The organism is Streptomyces sp. NPDC052701 (assembly GCF_040678355.1).
In the GTDB taxonomy this organism is placed as follows: Bacteria; Actinomycetota; Actinomycetes; order Streptomycetales; family Streptomycetaceae; genus Streptomyces.
In genome coordinates, this window is record NZ_JBFATO010000007.1 from 209,269 (window position 1) to 229,614 (window position 20,346).

Below are 20,346 nucleotides of genomic sequence, written 5' to 3' on the forward strand. Positions count from 1 at the left end.
GAGGATCACGGGCGCGGGTCCCGTCGCGGTCCGGCCGTTCAGCAGTACGGCTGCTGGTCGGTCAGTGCCGTCGCCACCCGCATGAAGACGCCGAAGAGCCGGTAGAGCTGCGGAACGGGCCCGGCTACCTCGACGGTGCGCGAGTCCCGCAGACCGACTCCGGGGATCGCCTCGAGCTGACTGGCGACGGTGGCCGACTGCCACCGCACCGCCAGGGTCGCCGCGGCTTCCGAGCCGGGCAGCCGGGGGCGGGAGCCGGCACGGCGCACCCCCTCGGCGGCGGCTTCCTCGATTGCCTTGCGCGCTTCGGTCGCGGGCCTCAGCCGAGCGCTGAAGCGGTCCCTGGCGTACTTGACCGGCGCCGTGACGATCCGGGCGTCCCAGGCCGCCGCCTCGTCGCAGGCCACGTCGTCGCCGGAGAGCATCACCACGGGCACCCCCAGTGCGGCGGCCGTGGCATGCGCGAATCCGGTCTCTCCCATGGGCCGGCCGTCCAGCCACATGTCCTCGATCTCGTGGCCCATGTAGCTGTGGCTGAGGACGCCCAGGGCACCGGCGCGTGAGTGGTAGCCGACGCACAGCACCGCGTCGAAGCCGCCGTCCAGGCCTTCGAGCATGCCCATCCGCTTGGGCTTGCCTCTGACCAGCTCCGCCTCGGGGTGCATCCGATCCGCAAGCAGGTTCCGCATGGAGCTGTGCGCGTCGTTCACCAGAACCCGCGTGGCGCCGGCCACGAGCGCGCCCCGCACCGCCGCGTTCACGTCCTCGGTCATCATGGCCCGGCCGTGCTGGTAGTCCTGCCCGCCGACCTGCACGTCCTGCGCGCCCACCAATCCGGTGACGCCCTCCATGTCGGCGCTGATGTACACCTGCACGCCGCTGCCTCCGCTCCGTCCGCCGACCGCCGGGAACCCGGTGCTCACCGCTCCGCATCATCTCGGCGAGGCCCCCGGAAGTCGAGAAGGCCCCGGGCGACGGCTTTCCCGTTCGGAAAGCCCTGGTTGCTGCCCTCGCTCCTCGCCGGCCGGGAGCATCGAGCGCGGCGAGGACCGCGCGGTGGTGGACGTCGTGGTTCCGGCCCGGTGGGCCGCGCGTGGTGTCAGGCCACGCTCCGCGTCGGCAGGGGCTTGCCGTACCAGAGTTCGATCAGACGGGCCGCGATCGAGATGCCGTACGGCGGGAGGACCTCTCCGGACTCGAAGGCGGCGCGCAGTTCGTCGCGGGAGAACCAGCGGGCCTCGTGGATCTCGTCGCCGTCGACGTCGATCCGGGTCGAGGTGGCGCGGGCCATGAAGCCCAGCATGAGGCTGGAGGGGAAGGGCCAGGGCTGGCTGGCGACGTACTCCACGTGGCCGACGGTGATGCCGACCTCCTCGTGGACCTCGCGGCGCACCGACTGCTCGATGGACTCGCCGGGCTCGACGAAACCGGCGAGGGTCGAGAAGCGGCCCTCGGGCCAGTGGACCTGGCGGCCCAGCAGGATGCGGTCGTCCTCGTCGGTGACGGCCATGATCACGGCCGGGTCGGTGCGCGGGTAGTGCTCGGCGCCGCAGGCGGGGCAGCGGCGGATGTGGCCGGCCGCCGCGATGACGGTGCGCTCGCCGCAGCGGGAGCAGAAGCGGTGGGTGCGCTGCCAGTTCTCCAGGCCGACCGCGTGCACCATCAGGCCCACGTCCCGCGGTGACAGCAGCAGACCGGCCTCGCGCAGGCCCGCCGGGCGCGCGGAGTCGTCCATGCGGCCGGGCAGGGAGTCCTTCTGGAGGGCGAAGTAGCTGACGCCGTCCTCGTCGATGCCCAGGAAGTAGCGGTGCGCCTCGGTGAGCGGTGCCTCGAAGGAGGGGGTCATGACGAGTTCGGTGCGCCCGTCGGGGGTCTCGTCGATGAGGACCTGGCCGCCGGAGACCACGAAGCAGCGCGTCGACGGGTGGCTCCACGCCGCCGCGAGCCAGGCCTCGTCGAGCCGGTGGTGCGCGGCCCGGTCGATGCCGCTCGGGGCGGTCAGCGAGATGGGACGATCTGCGTGGTGATCGGTCCAGGTGGTCACGGGTGCTTCCAACTCCCCCGGTGGAACGGTTGGTTTCGCGGGCGGTTCGGCGGGACGTGCGGCGGGAGGCGGCCGGACTCGGCGGTGCGGGGCGGTTCCTCCAGTGTGCCCCGCGCGGGCCGCCGGTCCGGACGGCGCGGGGCGCTCAGGGCGCGTGGCTCCAGTGCTCGGCGAGGTCGCCCCACAGGTACGCGGTGGTCTCGACGCCCTTGAGGAGCAGGTCGAGCTCGACCTTCTCGTTCGGGGCGTGCCAGCCGTCGGAGGGGACGGAGATGCCGAGGAAGAGCACCGGTGCGCCGAGCACGTCCTGCAGGTCCGCGGCCGGTCCGGAGCCGCCCTCGCGCGTGAAGCGGACCGGCTGCCCGAAGGCGCGGCCCATGGCGCGGACGACGGACTGCAGGGCCGGGTGGTCCAGCGGGGTCAGGCACGGGCGGGTGGCCGCGCCGAACGTGATGTCGCAGCGGATCCCGGGAGGCACCTGCGCCTCGGCCCAGGCGCGGACGGCCTTCTCCACGTGGTCGGGGTCCTGCCCCGCGACGAGCCGGAAGGACAGCTTCACCAGGGCGGAGGAGGGCACGATCGTCTTGCTGCCGGGGCCCTGGTAGCCGCCCTGGATGCCGTTGACCTCGGCGGTGGGGCGGGCCCAGACGCGCTCCAGGGTGGTGTACCCGGCCTCGCCGTGGGTGGCGTGCGACCTGGCCGTGCGCAGCCACCGCCGCTCGTCGAAGGGCAGCTGGGCGAACAGCTCCCGCTCGCGGTCGGTGAGCTCGACGATGCCGTCGTGGAAGCCGGGGATCGCCACGCGCGCGTGCTCGTCGTGCAGGGCGGCGACCAGGCGGGCGACGGCCGTGGCCGGGTTGGGCACCGCGCCGCCGAAGGAGCCGGAGTGGATGTCCTGGTCGGGGCCGTGCAGCCGGATCTCGCACTCGGCGAGGCCGCGCATGCCGGTGCACACGGTGGGGGTGTCCTCGGACCACATGCCGGTGTCGGAGACGATCACGGCGTCGGCCGCGAGTCGGCCGGCGTGCGCCTCGACGAGGGCGCGCAGGTGCGGCGAGCCGGACTCCTCCTCGCCCTCGACGAGCAGCTTCAGGTGCACGGCCGGGGTGGTGCGCCCGGTGGCGGCCAGGTGGGCGCGGACGCCGAGGGTGTGGAAGAACACCTGGCCCTTGTCGTCGGCCGCCCCGCGCGCGTAGAGGCGGTTCTCCCGGACGACGGGCTCGAAGGGGTCGCTGTGCCAGCCGTCCTCGCGGGCGGCGGGCTGCACGTCGTGGTGGCCGTAGACGAGGACCGTGGGCGCCCGGGGGTCGTCGGAGGGCCACTCGGCGAAGACGGCCGGGGCACCCGGCGTCTCCCAGACCTCGACGGCCGGGAAGCCGGTCTCCCTCAGCTTGGCGGCGAGCCAGTCGGCGCTGCGCCGGACGTCGGGGGCGTGTTCGGGCTGGGCCGAGACCGACGGGATGCGCAGCCACTGTGCGAGGTCGTCGAGGAAGGCGGCGCGGTGCTGCTCTATGTACGTGCGGACGGCGCTGACGGCACTGTCAACGGGCTGGCTCATGTCCCCGAGCCTATCGGCCCGCGGTGACGTCCTGATCGTGCGGTTCGTCACCGGAGGGCTCCCCCAGCAGCAGCCTCTCCAGCCCGGCCCGGTCCGGCAGGCCGTCCGGCCGGACGACCTCGCCGCTGCGCACGTACAGGAACGCGGCCGTGACCGACTCCAGGGGCACTCCCTGCTGCTCGGCCCAGGCCAGCCGGTACACCGCGAGCTGGAGCGGGTCGGCGGTGCGGCCGCGGTTCGTCTTCCAGTCGACGATCTCGTACCTGGCCTCCTCGCCGTCGCCCTCCTTGTAGACGGCGTCGATGCGGCCCCGTACGACACGGCCGGCGATCGCGAGCTGGAAGGGGGCCTCCACGCGGTAGGGCGTGCGGTGCGCGTACTCGGTGCGCTCGAAGGCGTCCTTGAGGGCCTCCAGATCACGCTCGTCGGCGATCTCGGCGTCGCCGCCGGGCAGTTCCCCGGGTTCCAGCATGGGCAGGGTCAGCTCTTCGAAGCGGGCCTCGACCCAGGCGTGGAAGCGGGTGCCCCGGCGTGCCGCGGGCTGCGGCGGGCGGGGCATGGGGCGGGCCAGTTCCTGCGCGAAGCCGTCCGGGTCGGCGGCCAGGTGCAGCAGCTGGGAGGCGGTCAGGGAGGTGGGCAGGGGGACCTCGGTGACGCTCTCGCGGGCGCGCAGGAGCTCTCCGGTGAGGGCGTCGAGGTCGCGGTCCCAGGAGGCGACGACGCGGGCCTCCTCGGGGGTGAGGGGGTCCGGTCCCGCGGGGTGGGGGCGCGCCCCCTCGCGCGCGGCGGGGTGTCCGGCCGGGTCCGGGGGCGGCGCCTGGCGGGGAATGGCCGGGCGGTCCGCCGGCCAGGACTCCCATCCGTCCGGGTCCTGCGGGTCCGGCGCGAGGAGGTGCTCGTCCTCTCCGAGGAAGGGGTCGTCCTCCTCGAAGAAGGGGGCGGCCTCCTCGTGGAGGGCTTCCTCGTGGAGGGCTTCCTCGTCGTCCGGTGGCGGGGGCCAGTCCGGGTCGTCGTGGCTGTCCGGGTCGTGTACGGCTGCGGGGCGGCCGTCCTCGCGGGCGGCGAGGGCGTCCAGGTGGGCCAGGACGGTTTCCGCCGCCGCCCGGCGCCGGGCCATGGCCGTGTCGTCCAGGGGCAGGGGCCACACCTGGTCGGCGGCCGCCCGGTGCAGGGCGGGGTTCTCCTCGCCCTCGGCGGGTTCGTCCGCCCACGCCTCGATCTCGCCGTACCCGGCCGCGCAGTGATCGTGCAGGGCCCACAGGAACGCGGACGGTCCGCGCGGCTTCTTCTGGGCGGGGCCCCACCAGTGGCCGGAGCCCAGGAGCAGGGAGCGGGGGCGGGTGAAGGTGACGTAGCCGAGGCGGAGCTCCTCGGTGTGCTGGTGGTCCTTCATGGCCTCGTGGAAGGCCTTCAGGCCCCGGGAGTCCCAGCTCTCCACGTCGGGCAGGGTGTCGGCGTCGCCGCGCAGCGCGTGCGGCAGCACCCTGCCCTGCGCGGTCCACTTCTCGCGGCCCTGGGTGCTGGGGAAGGTGCCGGTGACCAGGCCGGGGACGGCCACCACGTCCCACTCCAGGCCCTTGGACTTGTGCGCGGTGAGCACCTTGACGGTGTTCTCGCCGCCGGGCAGGGCGTTGTCGAGGCCCTTTTCGTACTGGGCGGCGGTGCGCAGGAAGGCGAGGAAGGCCAGCAGGGTCGCCTCGTCGTCGCCGGCGGCGAAGGAGGCGGCGACGTCCAGGAAGTTCGACAGGGTCTCGCGGCGGCGGGCGGCCAGGGCGTGCGGGGACGCCGACAGTTCGACCTCCAGGCCGGTGACGGCCAGGACACGGTGCAGGACGTCCATGAGCGGGTCGGACAGGGAGCGGCGCAGGTCGCGCAGTTCGGCGGCGAGGCGGGCGAAGCGCACGCGCGCGTCGGGCGAGAAGGGCAGGCCGTCGTCGTCCCCGCGGCCGTCCAGCGGCGTCTCCAGGAAGGTGTCGAGGGCGTCGGCGAGCGAGATCACCTCGGACGGGTCGATCCCCTCGACGGCCTCGGCGAGCCGCCGGTCGGGGTCGTCGCCGTCCGTCACGGGCGCGCGGGACACGAGCAGCCGGGCCCGCCGCCCCAGCAGGGCGAGGTCGCGCGGGCCGATGCGCCAGCGCGGGCCGGTCAGCAGCCGGACCAGGGAGGCGTTGGCGCCGGGGTCCTGGAGGACCTCGCAGACGGCGACCAGGTCGGCGATCTCGGGCAGGTGCAGCAGTCCGGAGAGGCCGACCACCTCCACGGGGACGTCCCGGGCCACCAGCGCGCCCTGGATCTCGGCGAAGTCGGCCGCCGTGCGGCACAGGACGGCGATCTCGCCGGGCGCCTTGCCGGTGTTCACGAGGTGGGCGATGGAGTCGGCGACCCACTCGATCTCCTCGGCGTGGGTGCGCAGCAGGGCGCAGCGGACCAGGCCGTTCCGTTCGGCGCCGGGGGCCGGGCGCAGGGCCTGCACGCCCGCGTGCAGGGCGCGCAGGGGCTCGGCGAGGCCGTTGGCGAGGTCCAGGAGGCGGCCGCCGCTGCGGCGGTTCTCGCTGAGCGCCTGGCGGGTGGCGGGGCGGCCGTCGGCGTGCGCGAAGTGCTCGGGGAAGTCGTCGAGGTTGGCGACGGAGGCGCCGCGCCAGCCGTAGATCGCCTGGCAGGGGTCGCCGACCGCGGTCACCGGGTGGCCGGTGCCCCCGCCGAACAGGCCCGCCAGCAGGACGCGCTGGGCGACGGAGGTGTCCTGGTACTCGTCGAGGAGGACCACGCGGAACTCCTCGCGCAGGATGCGGCCCACCTCCGGGATCGCGGCGAGCCGCGCCGACAGGGCGATCTGGTCGCCGAAGTCGAGCAGGTCGCGCTCGCGCTTGGCGGCCCGGTAGCGGATCACCAGGCCGGCCAGCTCGCGGCGGGCGGCGGCCGCCTCGGGGACCTTGCGCAGGTCGGCGTTGGTGAGCTCGGCCGTCTCCAGGGTGCGCAGCAGCTCGGTGTCGTGGGCGCGCAGGTCCTCGGGCCGTACGAGGTGTTCGGCGAGCTCGGCGTCCAGGGCGAGGAGGTCGCCCACGAGGTCCGGGAAGGAGCGGGTCAGCGCGGGGTACGGCCCGGGGGCCTCGCGCAGGACCCGTGCGGCGAGCTGGTAGCGGGTGGCGTCGGCCAGCAGGCGGGAGGCAGGTTCCAGGCCCAGGCGCAGGCCGTGGTCGGTCAGCAGGCGGCCCGCGAAGGCGTGGTACGTGGAGATCACCGGCTCGCCCGGCGGGTTGTCCGGGTCGATGACGTCCGGGTCGGTGACGCCCGCCTTGACCAGGGCCTTGCGCACGCGCTCGGCGAGTTCGCCGGCGGCCTTGTTGGTGAAGGTGAGCCCGAGGACCTGCTCGGGGGCGACCTGGCCGGTGCCGACCAGCCAGACCACACGCGCCGCCATCACGGTCGTCTTGCCCGAGCCGGCCCCGGCCACGATCACCTGCGGGGCGGGCGGCGCGGTGATGCAGGCCGTCTGCTCCGGGGTGAACGGGATGCCGAGGAGCTCCTTGAGCTGATCGGGGTGGGTGATACGAGCGGGCACCCGAGAGAGGCTAGCGGCGGCCGCCGACAACGGATGCCGGATCGGCGGACGGGACGGAAGAAACACAGGTCAGCACATGAGGTGTGGTGCGTCACGTCCGCCGGCGCGCGGTGCCGCGCAGCGGGGGTCACTCGACGACGTGCCGTCCCTCGGGCCGCGCGCTGCACGAGGCCCGGAAGGCGCAGTGCGTGCAGTGCTGGCCGGCGGTGGGGGTGAACCGCTCGTCGAGGACCTTGCCGGCGGCCGTGGCCAGCAGCTCGCCGACCCACTCCCCCGCCGCCCCTTCCAGGGGCTCCTGGGCCTGCACCTTGGGCAGGGTCTCGCCGCCGTCCCGCCGGGCGGCGCCCCGGCGCAGCTGGACGAGCTCGGCGCCGCCCGGTTCGGGGCGGTGGCCGTCGAAGACCTCGTCGACGGCGCCCTCGCGGACGGCGAGCTGGTAGACGGCCAGTTGGGGGTGGCGGGCCACCTCGGCGGCGGTGGGCGCCTGTTTGCCGGTCTTGAAGTCGACGACGTAGGCGCGGCCGTCGCCGTCCGCCTCGACGCGGTCCATCTGGCCGCGGATGCGGACCTGGTAGTCGCCCGCCTCCAGGGTGACGTCGAAGTCGTGCTCGCTGGCGACGGGCGTGCGTCCGGCCCGGTCCATGACGTGCCACTTCAGGAAGCGTTCGAGCGCCACGCGCGCGTTCTCCTTCTCCTGCGCCGACTTCCACGGCGCGTCGAAGGCCAGCGCGTTCCACACGGAGTCCAGGCGCTCCATGAGGACGGCGAGGTCGGCCGGGGTGTGTCCGGAGGCCACCTCGTCGGCGAGGACGTGCACCACGTTGCCGAAGCCCTGGGCGGCGGTCGCGGGGGCGTCGGCCTTCACCTCGCGGCCCAGGAACCACTGCAGGGCACAGGTGTTGGCGAGCTGGTCCAGGGCGCTGCCGGACAGCACGACGGGCTGGTCGCGGTCGCGCAGCGGCACCTTGGACTCGGTCGGCTCGAACATGCCCCACCAGCGGTAGGGGTGCGCCGAGGGGACCAGGGGGCGGCCGTCCTCGTCGGCGAGCGCGGCGAGCCGGGCCAGGCGGCGGGCGGCGGCCTCCCGCAGGGCGTCGGACACGCGCGGGTCGACCGTCGTGGCGCGCAGTTCGGCGACGAGCGCGGCGACGGACAGGGGGCGGCGCGGGCGGCCCGTGACGTCCTTGGGCTCGACACCGAGCTCGGCCAGGAAGCGGGAGGGCTGGTCGCCGTCGTCGGCGGGGGCCTTCACCGCCGTGACGACGAGCCGGTCGCGTGCGCGGGTGGCGGCCACGTAGAACAGCCGCCGTTCCTCGGCGAGCAGCGCTCCCGGGGTGAGGGGTTCGGCGAGTCCGTCGCGGCCTATGCGGTCGGCCTCCAGCAGGGAACCGCGGCGGCGCAGGTCCGGCCACAGGCCCTCCTGGACGCCCGCGACGACGACGAGGGACCACTCCAGGCCCTTGGCGCGGTGCGCGGTCATCAGGCGTACGGCGTCGGGGCGCACGGCACGCCGCGTGAGGGTGTCGGCGGCGATGTCCTCGGCCTCGATCTCCTCCAGGAAGTTCAGGGCGCCCCGGCCGCCGGTGCGCTCCTCCGCGCGCGCGGCGGTCGCGAACAGCGCGCACACGGCGTCCAGGTCGCGGTCGGCGTTGCGGCCGGCCGCGCCGCCGCGCCGGGCGGCCCGCTCCAGGCGCGCGGGCCACGGCGTGCCCTCCCACAGGTCCCACAGGGCCTCCTCGGCCGTACCGCCGCCGGCGAGGCGCTCGCGGGCCTTGCGCAGCAGTGCGCCCAGGCGCTGGGCGCCCCGCGCGTACACGGGGTCGTGCACGGCCAGGCGCTCCGGCTCGGCCAGGGCGCGCGCGAGCAGTTCGTCCGAGGGGGGCGGCAGCGGGTTGCCGGCGGCCCGCTCCTCCTCGCGCAGGGCGCGGCCGAGGCGGCGCAGGTCGGCGGTGTCCATGCCGGCGAGCGGGGAGGTGAGCAGGGTGAGGGCGGTCTCGGTGTCGAGCCAGCGGGTGTCCGGCCCCGGTTCCTCCGCGCCGGGCTGCCGCGCCGCCTCCGCCGTCGCCACCGCCCGCAGTGCCGTCAGCAGCGGCGCCACCGCCGGTTCCTGACGCAGGGGCAGGTCGTCGCCGTCGACGTCCAGGGGCACGCCGGCCGCCGTGAGCGCGCGGCGGACGGCGGGGATGGTGCGCGCACCCGCGCGCACCAGGACGGCCATGTCGCCCCAGGGGACGCCGTCCTCCAGGTGGGCCCGGCGGAGGATGTCGGCGATGTTGTCCAGTTCCGTACCGGGTGTCGGATACGTGTACACCTCGACGCGGCCGCCGTCCCGCAGTGGGGTGAGCTCGCGGTGGGCGCGGACCTTGTCGGCGGGCAGCCGGGGCAGCGGCATGCGCCGGGTCAGCAGCCGGGTGGCGGCCAGCAGGGCGGCGCCGGAGCGGCGGGAGGCGCGCAGCACCTCGACGGGGGCGGGGCGGCCGTCCGCGCGCGGGAAGGCGTACGGGAACTCCAGAATGCCGTTCACGTCCGCGCCCCGGAACGCGTAGATCGACTGGTCGGGGTCGCCGAGGGCGACGAGGGTGCGTCCGCCGCCCGCGAGGGCGTGCAGCAGCCGCACCTGGGCCGGGTCGGTGTCCTGGTACTCGTCGACGTAGACCGCGTCGTACCGGGCGGCGAGCTCCTCGCCGACCCAGGGGCGGTGGGCGAGGAGCACCGCGCGGTGGACGAGTTCGGCGTAGTCGATCACGCCCTGGAGGTCGAGCACGTCGAGGTACTCGGCGAGGAAGGCGGCCCCGGCCCGCCAGTCGGGGCGTCCGGTGCGGCGGGCGAAGACGTCCAGGGCGTCCGGGCCGAGGCCCAGTTCGCGGCTGCGGGCCAGGACCGCGCGGACCTCGTCGGCGAAGCCGCGGGTGGTCAGGCAGGCGCGCAGTTCGTCCGGCCAGCGCACGTGCGCCAGCCCGAGCCGTTCGAGGTCGGCCTGCCCGGCGAGCAGCTCCCGGACGGTGACGTCCTGCTCGGGACCCGACAGCAGGCGCAGCGGCTCCACGAACAGGTCGCTGTCCTGGTGGGCGCGGACCAGGGCGTAGCAGAACGAGTGGAACGTGGTCGCCTGCGGGGCGCGCGCCGCCCCTATGCGCAGCGCCATGCGGTCCCGCAGCTCGACGGCCGCCTTGCGGCTGAAGGTCAGCACGAGGATGCGCTCGGGGTCGCCGCCCCGGGCGACGCGCGCGGCCACGGACTCGACGAGCGTGGTGGTCTTCCCGGTGCCCGGGCCCGCCAGGACGAGCAGCGGTCCGGTCGTGTGGTCAACCACACGGCGCTGCGCGGCGTCCAGACGGGGGGGGTCGGTGCGAGCCGGCGGGGTACGTACCAGTCGGTAAGCGCCACGGTTCCCCTGTCGTACCCGGGGGTGCGACAGGCCGCTGGTGGTGGAGGAGGAGCTCACGTGGTTCGCCGGTCCTGGAAGGTGTGCTGGTGGGGGCGCTACCGCGCGTGGAGGGCGGTGGCCGGAGGGTGAGTGAGGCGCGTGCAGCCGACGCTACGCCGACGGGCGAGACGGAAGCAGGGCTTCCCCTTCTTCCCTCCGGTCACGTACGGCACGCATGCCCCTCGTCCCACGAACGTACGTCATGCCACAGAGATGTCCCCCTTCGCTCGATCGGATCACGGATCACACGGCGGCCCGCCGGATGGCGGAAGCTGTCAGGTGTGACCCTCCGCGCGTCCGCCGCCGTCCCACCGCGCCCGCCTCAGGTCGATGCGCGGCAGGTGGCCCCCGGCCGCCCTGCCCGCCTCCCTCAGGGGCGTGCCCTCGGCACGGTAGCGGTCGAGCGCCCTCAGTTCGTGGCCCGGGAGCAGGACGCCGTCCGCGCGCACCACGCGCCACCACGGCACCCCTCCCCCGTAGAGGGACATCACCCGGCCGACCTGGCGGGGGCCGCCCTCCCCGAGCCACTCGGCCACGTCCCCGTAGGTCATGACACGACCCGGCGGAATGAGTTCGGCCACCTCGAGGACCCGCTCGGCGTACTCGGGCGGGGCGCCCGCGTACCGCGCGCGGGCTTCGTCGGGAAGGCTCTGCTCGCTCATCCGCCCCATCCTGCCCCACCCCACCGACAACGCGACGCGCTCGTGACGGAGCGCATCCCTCGCCCGCGGGCGGCGCTTCGGGCAGACTGTCCGCCCCCGCATGTGCACCCTGATGCCCCCGTGTGTCGGTGCGGCATGCCACCATCGTGCGGGCGGTGACCGGTGATACGAGACCAAGAAGAGACGATGAAGCAGCAGGGTGCGCACCCCGGGAAGACGGAGGGCACCTCCGGCGCCCCCTCGCGCCCGGACACCGCCGACGCCTCCTCGCGCCCGGACACCGACGGCGCCGACAACGGGGCCGGCATGGACCCGGGCGACACCGACACGGCGTACATCGACGAGGTCGAGGGCGACGAGCCGCTGCTGCCCGCGCGCGTGCACCGGCCCTCCGACCTGATGCGCCTGCTGGTGGGCGTGCTCGCGGTGATCGTGCTGCTGGCGGTCGCCGCGTTCGCGCACGGCACCACCTCGGGCCTGGAACAGGACATCAACAAGGGCACCGGGCAGGCCCCCGACCTGCTCATCAAGGTCGCCGGGCTGGCCTCCAGCATCGCGATCCTGCTGGTGCCCGTCGCCTTCGCCGTCGAACGGCTGATCAAACGGGACGGGCTGCGCATCGCCGACGGCGTGCTCGCGGCGGTCCTCGCGCACGGCGTGACCCTCGCCACCGATCTGTGGGTCGCCCGGGCCGCCCCCGGCTCGATCCAGGAAGCGCTCACCCAGCCCTCGCCCGGCGACATCCACGCCCTCACCGATCCCGTGCACGGCTACCTGGCTCCGGTCATCGCGTACATGACCGCCGTGGGCATGTCACGCAGACCGCGCTGGCGCGCGGTGCTGTGGGTCGTACTGATGCTCGACGCCTTCTCGATGCTCGTCACCGGGTACACGACCCCGTTCTCGATCATCCTGACGGTGCTGATCGGCTGGACCGTGGCCTACGGCACGCTGTACGCGGTCGGCTCCCCCAACGTCCGCCCCACCGGGCGGACCCTGATGGCGGGCCTGCGGACCGTCGGCTTCCGCCCGGTGAGCGCGTCCCGCGAGGAGACGCCGGACAACCCCGACACCGGCGACCGCGGCCGACGCTACTTCGTCACCCTGGAGGACGGCCCCCCGCTGGACGTCACGGTGGTCGACCGGGAGCAGCAGGCGCAGGGCTTCTTCTACCGCGCGTGGCGCAACCTGACCCTGCGGGGCTTCGCCACCCGCAGCAGCCTGCAGTCGCTGCGCCAGGCACTGGAGCAGGAGGCGCTGCTGGCGTACGCGGCCATCGCGGCCGGCGCCAACGCGCCCAAGCTGATCGCCACCTCCGAACTCGGCCCCGACGCCGTGATGCTCGTCTACGAGCACACCGGCGGGCGCAGCCTGGACACGCTGCCGGACGAGGAGATCACCGACGAACTGCTGCGCGACACCTGGCAGCAAGTGAGGTCCCTGCAGTCCCGGCGCATCGCCCACCGCAGGCTGGTGGGCGACGCGATCCTGGTGGATCGTTCCGGCACGGTGATCCTCACCGACCTGCGGGTCGGCGAGATCGCGGCCGGCGACCTGCTGCTGCGCATGGACGTCTCCCAGCTGCTGGTCACCCTGGGCCTGCGGGTGGGCGCCGAACGCGCGGTGGCCTCGGCGGTGGGCGTGCTCGGCCCCGACGCCGTGGCGGACTGCCTGCCGATGCTCCAGCCCATCGCGCTCAGCCGCTCCACGCGCGCGACGCTGCGCAGACTGGCCCGGGAGCGGGCGCAGCGCGAGCGCGAGGCGGTCCTGGAGGCCTCCCGGCAGACCAAGCAGGCGCGCCTGGAGGAGGCCGGCGACGACGCCGGGCCCGTCCTGGAGAAGCCCGACAAGAAGGCCGTGCGCGCGGAGCAGCGAGCCGAGAAGCGGGCCATCGACGAGGCGCTGGAGGAGGCGCGCGAGGAGGACCTGCTCAGCCAGATCCGGCACGAGGTGCTGCGGATCAGGCCGCAGGCGCCGGTGGAGCCGGCCCGTCTGGAGCGGGTCAGACCGCGCACGCTGATCAGCTTCATCGCCGGTGCGATCGGCGCGTACTTCCTGCTGACGCAGCTCACGCACATCGAGTTCGGGCCGCTGATCGCCAACGCCGAGTGGGGCTGGGTCGCCGCGGCCGTGCTGTTCTCGGCGGGCAGCTACTTCGCGGCGGCGCTGGCCCTGCTCGGGTTCGTGCCCGAGCGGGTGCCGTTCCTGCGGACCGTGGCCGCGCAGGTCGCCGGGTCGTTCGTGAAGATCGTCGCGCCGGCCGCGGTGGGCGGTGTCGCCCTCAACACGCGCTTCCTGCAGCGCGCGGGGGTGCGGCCGGGGCTCGCGGTGGCGAGCGTGGGCGCCTCGCAGCTGTTCGGACTGGGCTGCCACATCCTGATGCTGCTGGCCTTCGGCTATCTGACCGGCACCGAGAAGACGCCGTCGCTGTCGCCGTCCCGGACGGTCATCGCCGGTCTGCTGACGGTGGCGGTGCTCGTGCTCGTGGTGACCTCGGTGCCGTTCCTGCGCAAGTTCGTCGTCACGCGCGTGCGGTCCCTGTTCGCGGGGGTCGTGCCGCGCATGCTCGACGTGCTGCAGCGGCCGCAGAAGCTGGTCACCGGCATCGGCGGCATGCTGCTGCTGACCGCGTGCTTCGTGATGTGCCTGGACGCCTCGATCCGGGCGTTCGGCGACGAGACGACCTCGATCAGCCTCGCCAGCGTCGCCGTCGTCTTCCTCGCGGGCAACGCGCTCGGCTCCGCGGCGCCGACACCGGGCGGTGTGGGCGCGGTCGAGGCGACCCTGACGGTCGGCCTGATCGCCGTGGGGCTCCCCAAGGAGGTCGCCGCGCCCGCGGTCCTGCTGTTCCGGCTGCTGACGCTGTGGCTGCCCGTGCTGCCGGGCTGGCTGGCCTTCACCCAGCTCACCCGCAAGGAAGCCCTGTAACGCGCGCGGCGCCGTCCCGCCCCGGCGGACCCCCGTCCCTCCCTCGTACGGCCCGCCTCCCGCGCGCGTCGCGCCCCGTACGGTCGCAGCATGGAGGCATGCCCCGCCCCTTCCGGCCGCGCGCCGCCGCCCTCACCGTCACCGCCCTGCTGCTGTCGGCCCTGCTGGGCGGCTGCGGCGACGAGCCCAGGGACGAGGACCTGACGGAGCAGAGACTGAGCTGGAAGGACTGCCCGGCTCCGTCGGAGGCGCAGGGCGGGGGCGACGCCCCCTCGCCCCTGCCGGACGGCGACACGTGGCAGTGCGCGACCATGAAGGCCCCCCTGGACTGGGACAAGCCCGAGGGGGACACGATCGGCCTCGCGCTGATCCGGGCGGAGGCCGACGGCGACGCACGCGAGCGCATCGGCTCGCTCGTCTTCAACTTCGGCGGCCCCGGCGGCTCCGGCGTCACGGCGCTGCCCGCCTTCGGCGAGGACTACGCGAAACTGCGCACCCGCTACGACCTGGTCGGCTTCGACCCGCGCGGGGTCGGCCGCAGCGCCCCGGTGATCTGCCAGACCGACCAGCAGCTCGACGCCTACTTCCAGCAGGACGCCACGCCCGACGACTTTGCCGAGCGCGCCGAGTACCTGGAGGGCACCAAGGAGTTCAACGAGGCCTGCGAGGAGAGGTCCGAAAGGATGCTGCCGCACGTCGGAACCGCCGACGCGGCCCGCGACCTGGACCTGATGCGCCACGTCCTGGGCGACGCCAAGCTGCACTACTTCGGCATCTCCTACGGCACCGAGCTGGGCGGCGTCTACGCCCACCTGTTCCCCGGAAACGTGGGCCGGGCCGTCTTCGACGCGGTCGTCGACCCGACGCAGACACCCGAGCAGGGCTCGCTGGGACAGGCCAGGGGCTTCCAGCGCGCGCTCGACAACTTCGCCGAGGACTGCGTCTCCAGGACCGAGGAGTGCCCCGTCGGCGACAGCGCCCAGGACGTGAAGGACCGTATCGCCAGGCTCCTGAAGGACCTCGACAGCAGGCCGATCCCGGGCGTCTTCCCGCGCGAACTGACCCAGACGGCGGCGACCGGTGGCATCGCGCAGGCGCTGTACTCGAAGGACTTCTGGGAGTACCTCACCGAGGGGCTTCAGCAGGCGTACGACGGTGACGGCCGGATCCTGCTGCTGCTGGCCGACTCCCTGAACGGGCGCAGCGAGAACGGCGAGTACAGCAACCTCGTCGCCGCCAACGTCGCCGTCAACTGCGCCGACGACAGGCCGCGGTACGGCGTCGGGCACGTCGAGGAGAGGCTGCCCGCGTTCCGGGCCGCCTCCGAGGTCTTCGGCGACTTCCTCGCCTGGGGCATGGTCGGCTGCACCGGCTGGCCCGTGACGGGCGCCGCCGACCATCCCGACGTCAGCGCGCCGGGGGCTCCTCCGATCCTGGTCATCGGCAACACCGGCGACCCGGCCACCCCGTACGAGGGGGCGCGGAAGATGGTGCGGGCGCTGGGCGAGGGCGTGGGCGTGGAGCTGACGTACCGGGGGCAGGGGCACGGCGCGTACGACAGCGGGAACAAGTGCGTGCAGGACGCGGTGCACGGCTACCTGCTGGACGGGAAGGTACCGGCGGCCGGGACCGTGTGTTCCTGACGCCGCCTGCGGAGCCGGCGCCGACGGCGGAACAGCAGCTCACAGCGTTGTCCACAGCCTCCCGCGGCCGGTGTGCGATCTGCCTACCATGGCCTGACCGCCCTCCGCCGCACGGTGCGCAGGGCCTGCGAGGGGGGAAGGGCACATGACGCGTTCCGTACGGTGGACGGCTCTGGCCGTCGCCGCCGCGCTGCTGGCGGCGGGCTGCACCGGCGGCTCGTCCGACGACGGCAAGGGCGGCGGGCCGCCGGCCGCGCAGAAGCTCGACTGGGGGCGCTGCAAGGCCACCGGTGGCTCGCCCGCCCCGGGCCGCGACTGGCAGTGCGCGACGCTCAGGGTGCCGCTGGACTGGTCGAAGCCGGACGGCGAGACGATCGGGCTCGCCCTGATCCGCGCCAGGGCCCGCGGGGAGGACCGCATCGGCTCGCTGCTGTTCAACTTCGGCGGGCCCGGCGGCTCGGGCGTGTCCATGATGCCGTCGTACGCCACCACCGTCTCCGAGCTGCGCGAACGGTACGACCTGGTCAGCTGGGACCCGCGGGGCGTGGGCGCCAGCGCGGGCATCCGCTGCCGCGACGACCGGAGGATCCAGGCCGCCGAATCGACGGTGGACGGCACGCCGGACACCCCCGCCGAGGAGAAGGCCTTCCTCGCGGACGCGGCCGACTTCGGCCAGGGCTGCCGGAAGGCCGCCGGGAAGCTGATGGCGCACGTCTCGACCACCGACACCGCCCGCGACATGGATCTGATGCGCCAGGTCCTCGGCGACGCCAAGCTGCACTACTTCGGCATCTCCTACGGCACCGAACTCGGCGGCGTCCACGCCCACCTGTTCCCCAGGCGGGTGGGGCGGATGGTCCTGGACGCGGTCGTCGATCCCGGCGCCGACACGGTGGGCCACGCCGAGAACCAGGCGCGGGGCTTCCAGCGCGCGCTGAACGACTACCTCAGGTCCACGGGGCAGGACCCCGAGCGGGGCTCGCGGAGGATCGCGGACCTGCTGGAGCGGCTCGACGCGCGGCCGCTGTCGACGTCCTCCCCCGGACGGAAGCTGACGCAGTCACTGGCACTCACCGGCATCCTCCTGCCGCTGTACAGCAAGGACAGCTGGCCGGTGCTGACCGCCGCCCTGAAGGCGGCGCAGCGGGGAGACGGCTCCGAACTGCTGGCGCTCGCCGACGGCTACAACGAACGCGATTCGTCGGGGCGCTACGGCACGACGACGCACTCGCAGCGGGTCATATCGTGCCTGGACGACAGGCAGCGGCCGTCGGTCGAGGAGGCCCGGAGGCTGCTGCCGCGGTTCGAGAAGGTCTCCCCCGTGTTCGGGGCCTTCCTCGGCTGGGACACGGCCGGCTGGTGCCACGACTGGCCCGTGGCCGGGCAGCACGAGACCCCGGAGGTGAGCGCGCCCGGCGCGCCACCGGTCCTGGTCATCGGCAACACCGGCGACCCGGCCACCCCGTACGAGGGGGCGCGGAGGATGGCGGACGAGCTGGGCGAGGGCGTCGGGGTGGTGCTCACCTGGAAGGGCGAGGGCCACGGGGCCTACGGGAGCGGCAGCGACTGCGTCGACTCCACGGTGAACGCGTACCTGCTGAACGGCTCGGTGCCGGAGGACGGCAAGGTCTGCTCGTGACGGCGGCGGGGCTTCGGGCACCCCGCGGCCCACGGCCGGCGGCAGGGCCCCGGACCGCCGCCGGACACCGGACAGCCGGCCGGCAACGCCAGGAGCCCGCGGCTCCGGCCAGGTGGGAGCCGCGGGCTTACGCTGTCCCGCCGGCCGGCGGGAGGACCGGTCAGTAGACCGGCTTGTGCGGCTCGATCTGGTTGACCCAGCCGATCACGCCACCGCCGACGTGCACGGCGTCCGCGAAGCCCGCGGACTTCAGGACCGCGAGGACTTCCGCACTGCGGACACCCGTCTTGCAGTGCAGGACGATCTTCTTGTCCTGCGGGAGGCCCTCCAGGGCGGTGCCCATGAGGAACTCGTTCTTCGGGATCAGCCGGGCGCCCGGGATGGAGACGATCTCGTACTCGTTGGGCTCGCGGACGTCGATGATCTCGATGTTCTCGCCGTCGTCGATCCACTCCTTGAGCTGCTTGGGAGTGATCGTCGAGTCGGCGGCCGCGGCCTGCGCCTCCTCGGAGACGACACCGCAGAACGCCTCGTAGTCGATGAGCTCGGTGACGGTCGGGTTCTCGCCGCAGACCGCGCAGTCCGGGTCCTTGCGGACCTTGACCTGGCGGTACTGCATCTCCAGGGCGTCGTAGATCATCAGGCGGCCGACCAGCGGCTCACCGGTACCGGTCAGCACCTTGATGGCCTCGGTGACCTGGATGGAGCCGATGGACGCGCACAGCACGCCCAGCACGCCGCCCTCGGCGCAGGAGGGGACCATGCCGGGGGGCGGGGGCTCCGGGTACAGGCAGCGGTAGCACGGGCCGTGCTCGGACCAGAACACCGAGGCCTGGCCGTCGAAGCGGTAGATGGAACCCCACACGTACGGCTTGTTCAGCAGCACGCAGGCGTCGTTGACCAGGTAGCGGGTGGCGAAGTTGTCCGTGCCGTCGACGATCAGGTCGTACTGGCTGAAGATGTCCATCACGTTGTCGGCCTCGAGCCGCTCCTCGTGAAGGACCACGTTCACGTACGGGTTGATGCCCTTGACGCTGTCACGCGCGGACTCGGCCTTGGAGCGGCCGATGTCGGACTGGCTGTGGATGATCTGGCGCTGCAGGTTCGACTCGTCGACCTCGTCGAACTCCACGATGCCGAGCGTGCCCACGCCCGCGGCGGCCAGGTACATCAGCGCCGGCGAGCCCAGGCCGCCGGCGCCCACGCACAGCACCTTGGCGTTCTTCAGCCGCTTCTGCCCGTCCATCCCCACGTCGGGGATGATCAGGTGGCGGGAGTACCTGCGGACCTCGTCTACGGTGAGCTCGGGGGCCGGCTCGACCAGGGGTGGCAGCGACACGGGGACTCCGTTGGTCGGTCGATCACTACGTCTGTTCTCCCCGTAACACTGCCACGGCCTTTTTCATTCCGAGACACCCGTCCCGAGACGCGAGACGATGTCGTCCCAGCAGCCGGGCACGGCCTCCCGGCAGCCGGACACGGCCTCCCAGGGGTCGGCCCGGCCGCCGCGGTCCGTGCGGCCGGTGACGTGGACCGTCGCGGCGCCCTGTCGGCGGGCGGTGCGCCCCGCCTCGTCGAGGCGGGGCGTGGACACCCCGCGGACGAGGCGGCAGAAGCGCTCGGGCGGGTGGCCGGCCGCCTCCGGGCGGTGCGGACGGCGGGTGGGGCGGTGTCCGCACCGTCCGGTCAGATACGGCATGCCGCCTCCATCCAGATGTCGGCCAGGGATTCCTCGAGGTTGATGCGGGGGCGCCAGCCGAGCCGGTCGCGTGCGGTGCGCACGTCGGCCTGCTGCCAGCTTCCGCAGCCGTCCGGGTACGGGTACGCGACCGGGGCGGCGTGGTCCGGGTCGGGGCGGGGGTGGCCGATCGTCGGGCGCAGGGCACCGGGAGGAGCGTCGAGCTCGTGCAGGGCGCCGCCGTAGCCGGCCACGCGGGCGAGCATCGCGGCGGCGTCGCGCAGGCGCACGGCACGGCCCGAGCCGATGTTGATCACGCCCTGCGCGGCGGAGAGGGAGGCCGCGTGGACGGCGCGGGCCACGTCACGGACGTCGACGAAGTCGCGCTGGGCGCCGAGGCCGCCGAGCTTGAGCTCCGTGTCCCCGGACTGCATGGCGCGGCGCAGGGCCTCCGCGAGGCGGCCGAGCGGGGAGCCGGCGGGGGTGCCGGGGCCGACGGGCGAGAAGACGCGGAGGACGACGGCGTCCAGGCCGGAGCCGAGGACGAGTTCGGTGGCGGCGAGTTTGCTGACGCCGTACGGGCCGCCGGGGCGCGGGACGGCGTCCTCCGCCGTGGAGGAGCCGGGCTGGCTGGGCCCGTACTCCGAGCCGCAGCCGATCTGCACGAGGCGGGCGCCGCAGCCGCTGCGGCGCAGCGCCTCGCAGACGGTGGCGACGGCGACGGTGTTGTGGCGGATGAGCTCGCGGGCGCCGCCCCGTGTCGCGCCGGCGCAGTTGACGACCACGCCCGGGTGGACGGCGTCGAGGAAGCGGGTCAGGGCTCCGGGGCTGCCGCTGGCCAGGTCGAAGCGGACGTCGGCGTCGTCGCCGCGGCCCAGGGCGGTGAGCTGGACGGCGGGGTCGGCGAGCAGGCGGTCGGCGACGAAGCGGCCGATGTAGCCGTTGGCTCCGATCAGCAGGACTCTCATCGGACGGCTCCCGGGGTCGTGGTCCATGGATGGGTGATCATTCGGGGTTCTCCTTCAGGGGGTTGCGGTTGCAGGAGTGGCGGTACGGGGGCTTCCGGCGGCGGGGCCGGGCGCCTGCGGCCGGCCGGGGCGCCCGCGGGGCGGGGCGGGGCGCCGGGCCCGGACCAGATCTGAAGAGCGTGGGGTAGGGAAAGAGTGAGTGGGCGTAGGAGTAGAACTGGGTGGTCGCACGAGAAA

Annotated in this window: 12 protein-coding genes and 1 pseudogene; 3 read left to right on the plus strand and 10 right to left on the minus strand. The window is 74.1% G+C overall.

Annotated features, from left to right (window positions below):
* Positions 1-38: 38 nt before the first annotated feature.
* The 6 genes from AB0L29_RS11950 to AB0L29_RS11975 form a co-directional block, all read right to left on the minus strand.
* Entirely contained in the window at positions 39-875 is an 837-nt protein-coding gene (locus AB0L29_RS11950; protein WP_365825999.1) for a M55 family metallopeptidase, read from the minus strand.
* Positions 876-1,099: 224 nt separating this feature from the next.
* Positions 1,100-2,044, minus strand: a complete 945-nt coding sequence (gene nudC, locus AB0L29_RS11955) for an NAD(+) diphosphatase (RefSeq protein ID WP_365825963.1) — start codon at positions 2,042-2,044, stop codon at positions 1,100-1,102.
* Between the two features lie 145 nt (positions 2,045-2,189).
* Entirely contained in the window at positions 2,190-3,602 is a 1,413-nt protein-coding gene (locus AB0L29_RS11960) for a dipeptidase (RefSeq protein ID WP_365825964.1), read from the minus strand.
* A 10-nt stretch (positions 3,603-3,612) separates the two neighbouring features.
* Entirely contained in the window at positions 3,613-7,164 is a 3,552-nt protein-coding gene (locus AB0L29_RS11965; protein ID WP_365825966.1) for a UvrD-helicase domain-containing protein, read from the minus strand.
* A gap of 127 nt (positions 7,165-7,291) precedes the next feature.
* Positions 7,292-10,609, minus strand: a complete 3,318-nt coding sequence (locus tag AB0L29_RS11970; protein WP_365825968.1) for an ATP-dependent DNA helicase — start codon at positions 10,607-10,609, stop codon at positions 7,292-7,294.
* Between the two features lie 257 nt (positions 10,610-10,866).
* On the minus strand, positions 10,867-11,253 hold the full coding sequence (locus AB0L29_RS11975; RefSeq protein WP_365825970.1) for an MGMT family protein: 387 nt from the start codon (positions 11,251-11,253) through the stop codon (positions 10,867-10,869).
* A 186-nt stretch (positions 11,254-11,439) separates the two neighbouring features.
* On the opposite strand from AB0L29_RS11975, the gene AB0L29_RS11980 reads away from it, so the two are divergent.
* The 3 genes from AB0L29_RS11980 (at position 11,440) to AB0L29_RS11990 (ending at position 17,463) form a co-directional block, all read left to right on the plus strand.
* Positions 11,440-14,181, plus strand: coding sequence for a lysylphosphatidylglycerol synthase domain-containing protein (locus tag AB0L29_RS11980; protein ID WP_365825972.1), 2,742 nt, complete (start codon positions 11,440-11,442; stop codon positions 14,179-14,181).
* A gap of 98 nt (positions 14,182-14,279) precedes the next feature.
* Positions 14,280-15,824 carry an alpha/beta fold hydrolase gene (locus AB0L29_RS11985; RefSeq protein WP_365825974.1) on the plus strand — a complete coding sequence of 515 codons (1,545 nt, stop codon included), beginning with the start codon at positions 14,280-14,282 and terminating at the stop codon, positions 15,822-15,824.
* 145 nt (positions 15,825-15,969) lie between these two features.
* The gene (locus tag AB0L29_RS11990) at positions 15,970-17,463 is read left to right on the plus strand and encodes an alpha/beta hydrolase (RefSeq protein ID WP_365825976.1); all 1,494 of its coding nucleotides are present in this window, start codon (positions 15,970-15,972) and stop codon (positions 17,461-17,463) included.
* Positions 17,464-17,623: 160 nt separating this feature from the next.
* Here AB0L29_RS11990 and moeZ read toward each other — a convergent pair whose 3' ends face one another.
* The 4 genes and pseudogenes from moeZ to AB0L29_RS12010 all read right to left on the minus strand — a co-directional run.
* Positions 17,624-18,802, minus strand: a complete 1,179-nt coding sequence (gene moeZ / locus AB0L29_RS11995) for an adenylyltransferase/sulfurtransferase MoeZ (protein WP_365825978.1) — start codon at positions 18,800-18,802, stop codon at positions 17,624-17,626.
* A gap of 63 nt (positions 18,803-18,865) precedes the next feature.
* Positions 18,866-19,099: pseudogene (locus tag AB0L29_RS12000) on the minus strand (phage tail protein); the annotation flags it as partial.
* Between the two features lie 50 nt (positions 19,100-19,149).
* A complete protein-coding gene (locus AB0L29_RS12005; protein ID WP_365825980.1) occupies positions 19,150-20,109 on the minus strand; it encodes an NAD-dependent epimerase/dehydratase family protein in 960 nt (319 codons plus the stop codon).
* A gap of 37 nt (positions 20,110-20,146) precedes the next feature.
* The coding region (locus tag AB0L29_RS12010) for a hypothetical protein (protein ID WP_365825982.1) at positions 20,147-20,346 on the minus strand (200 nt) is incomplete at its 5' end.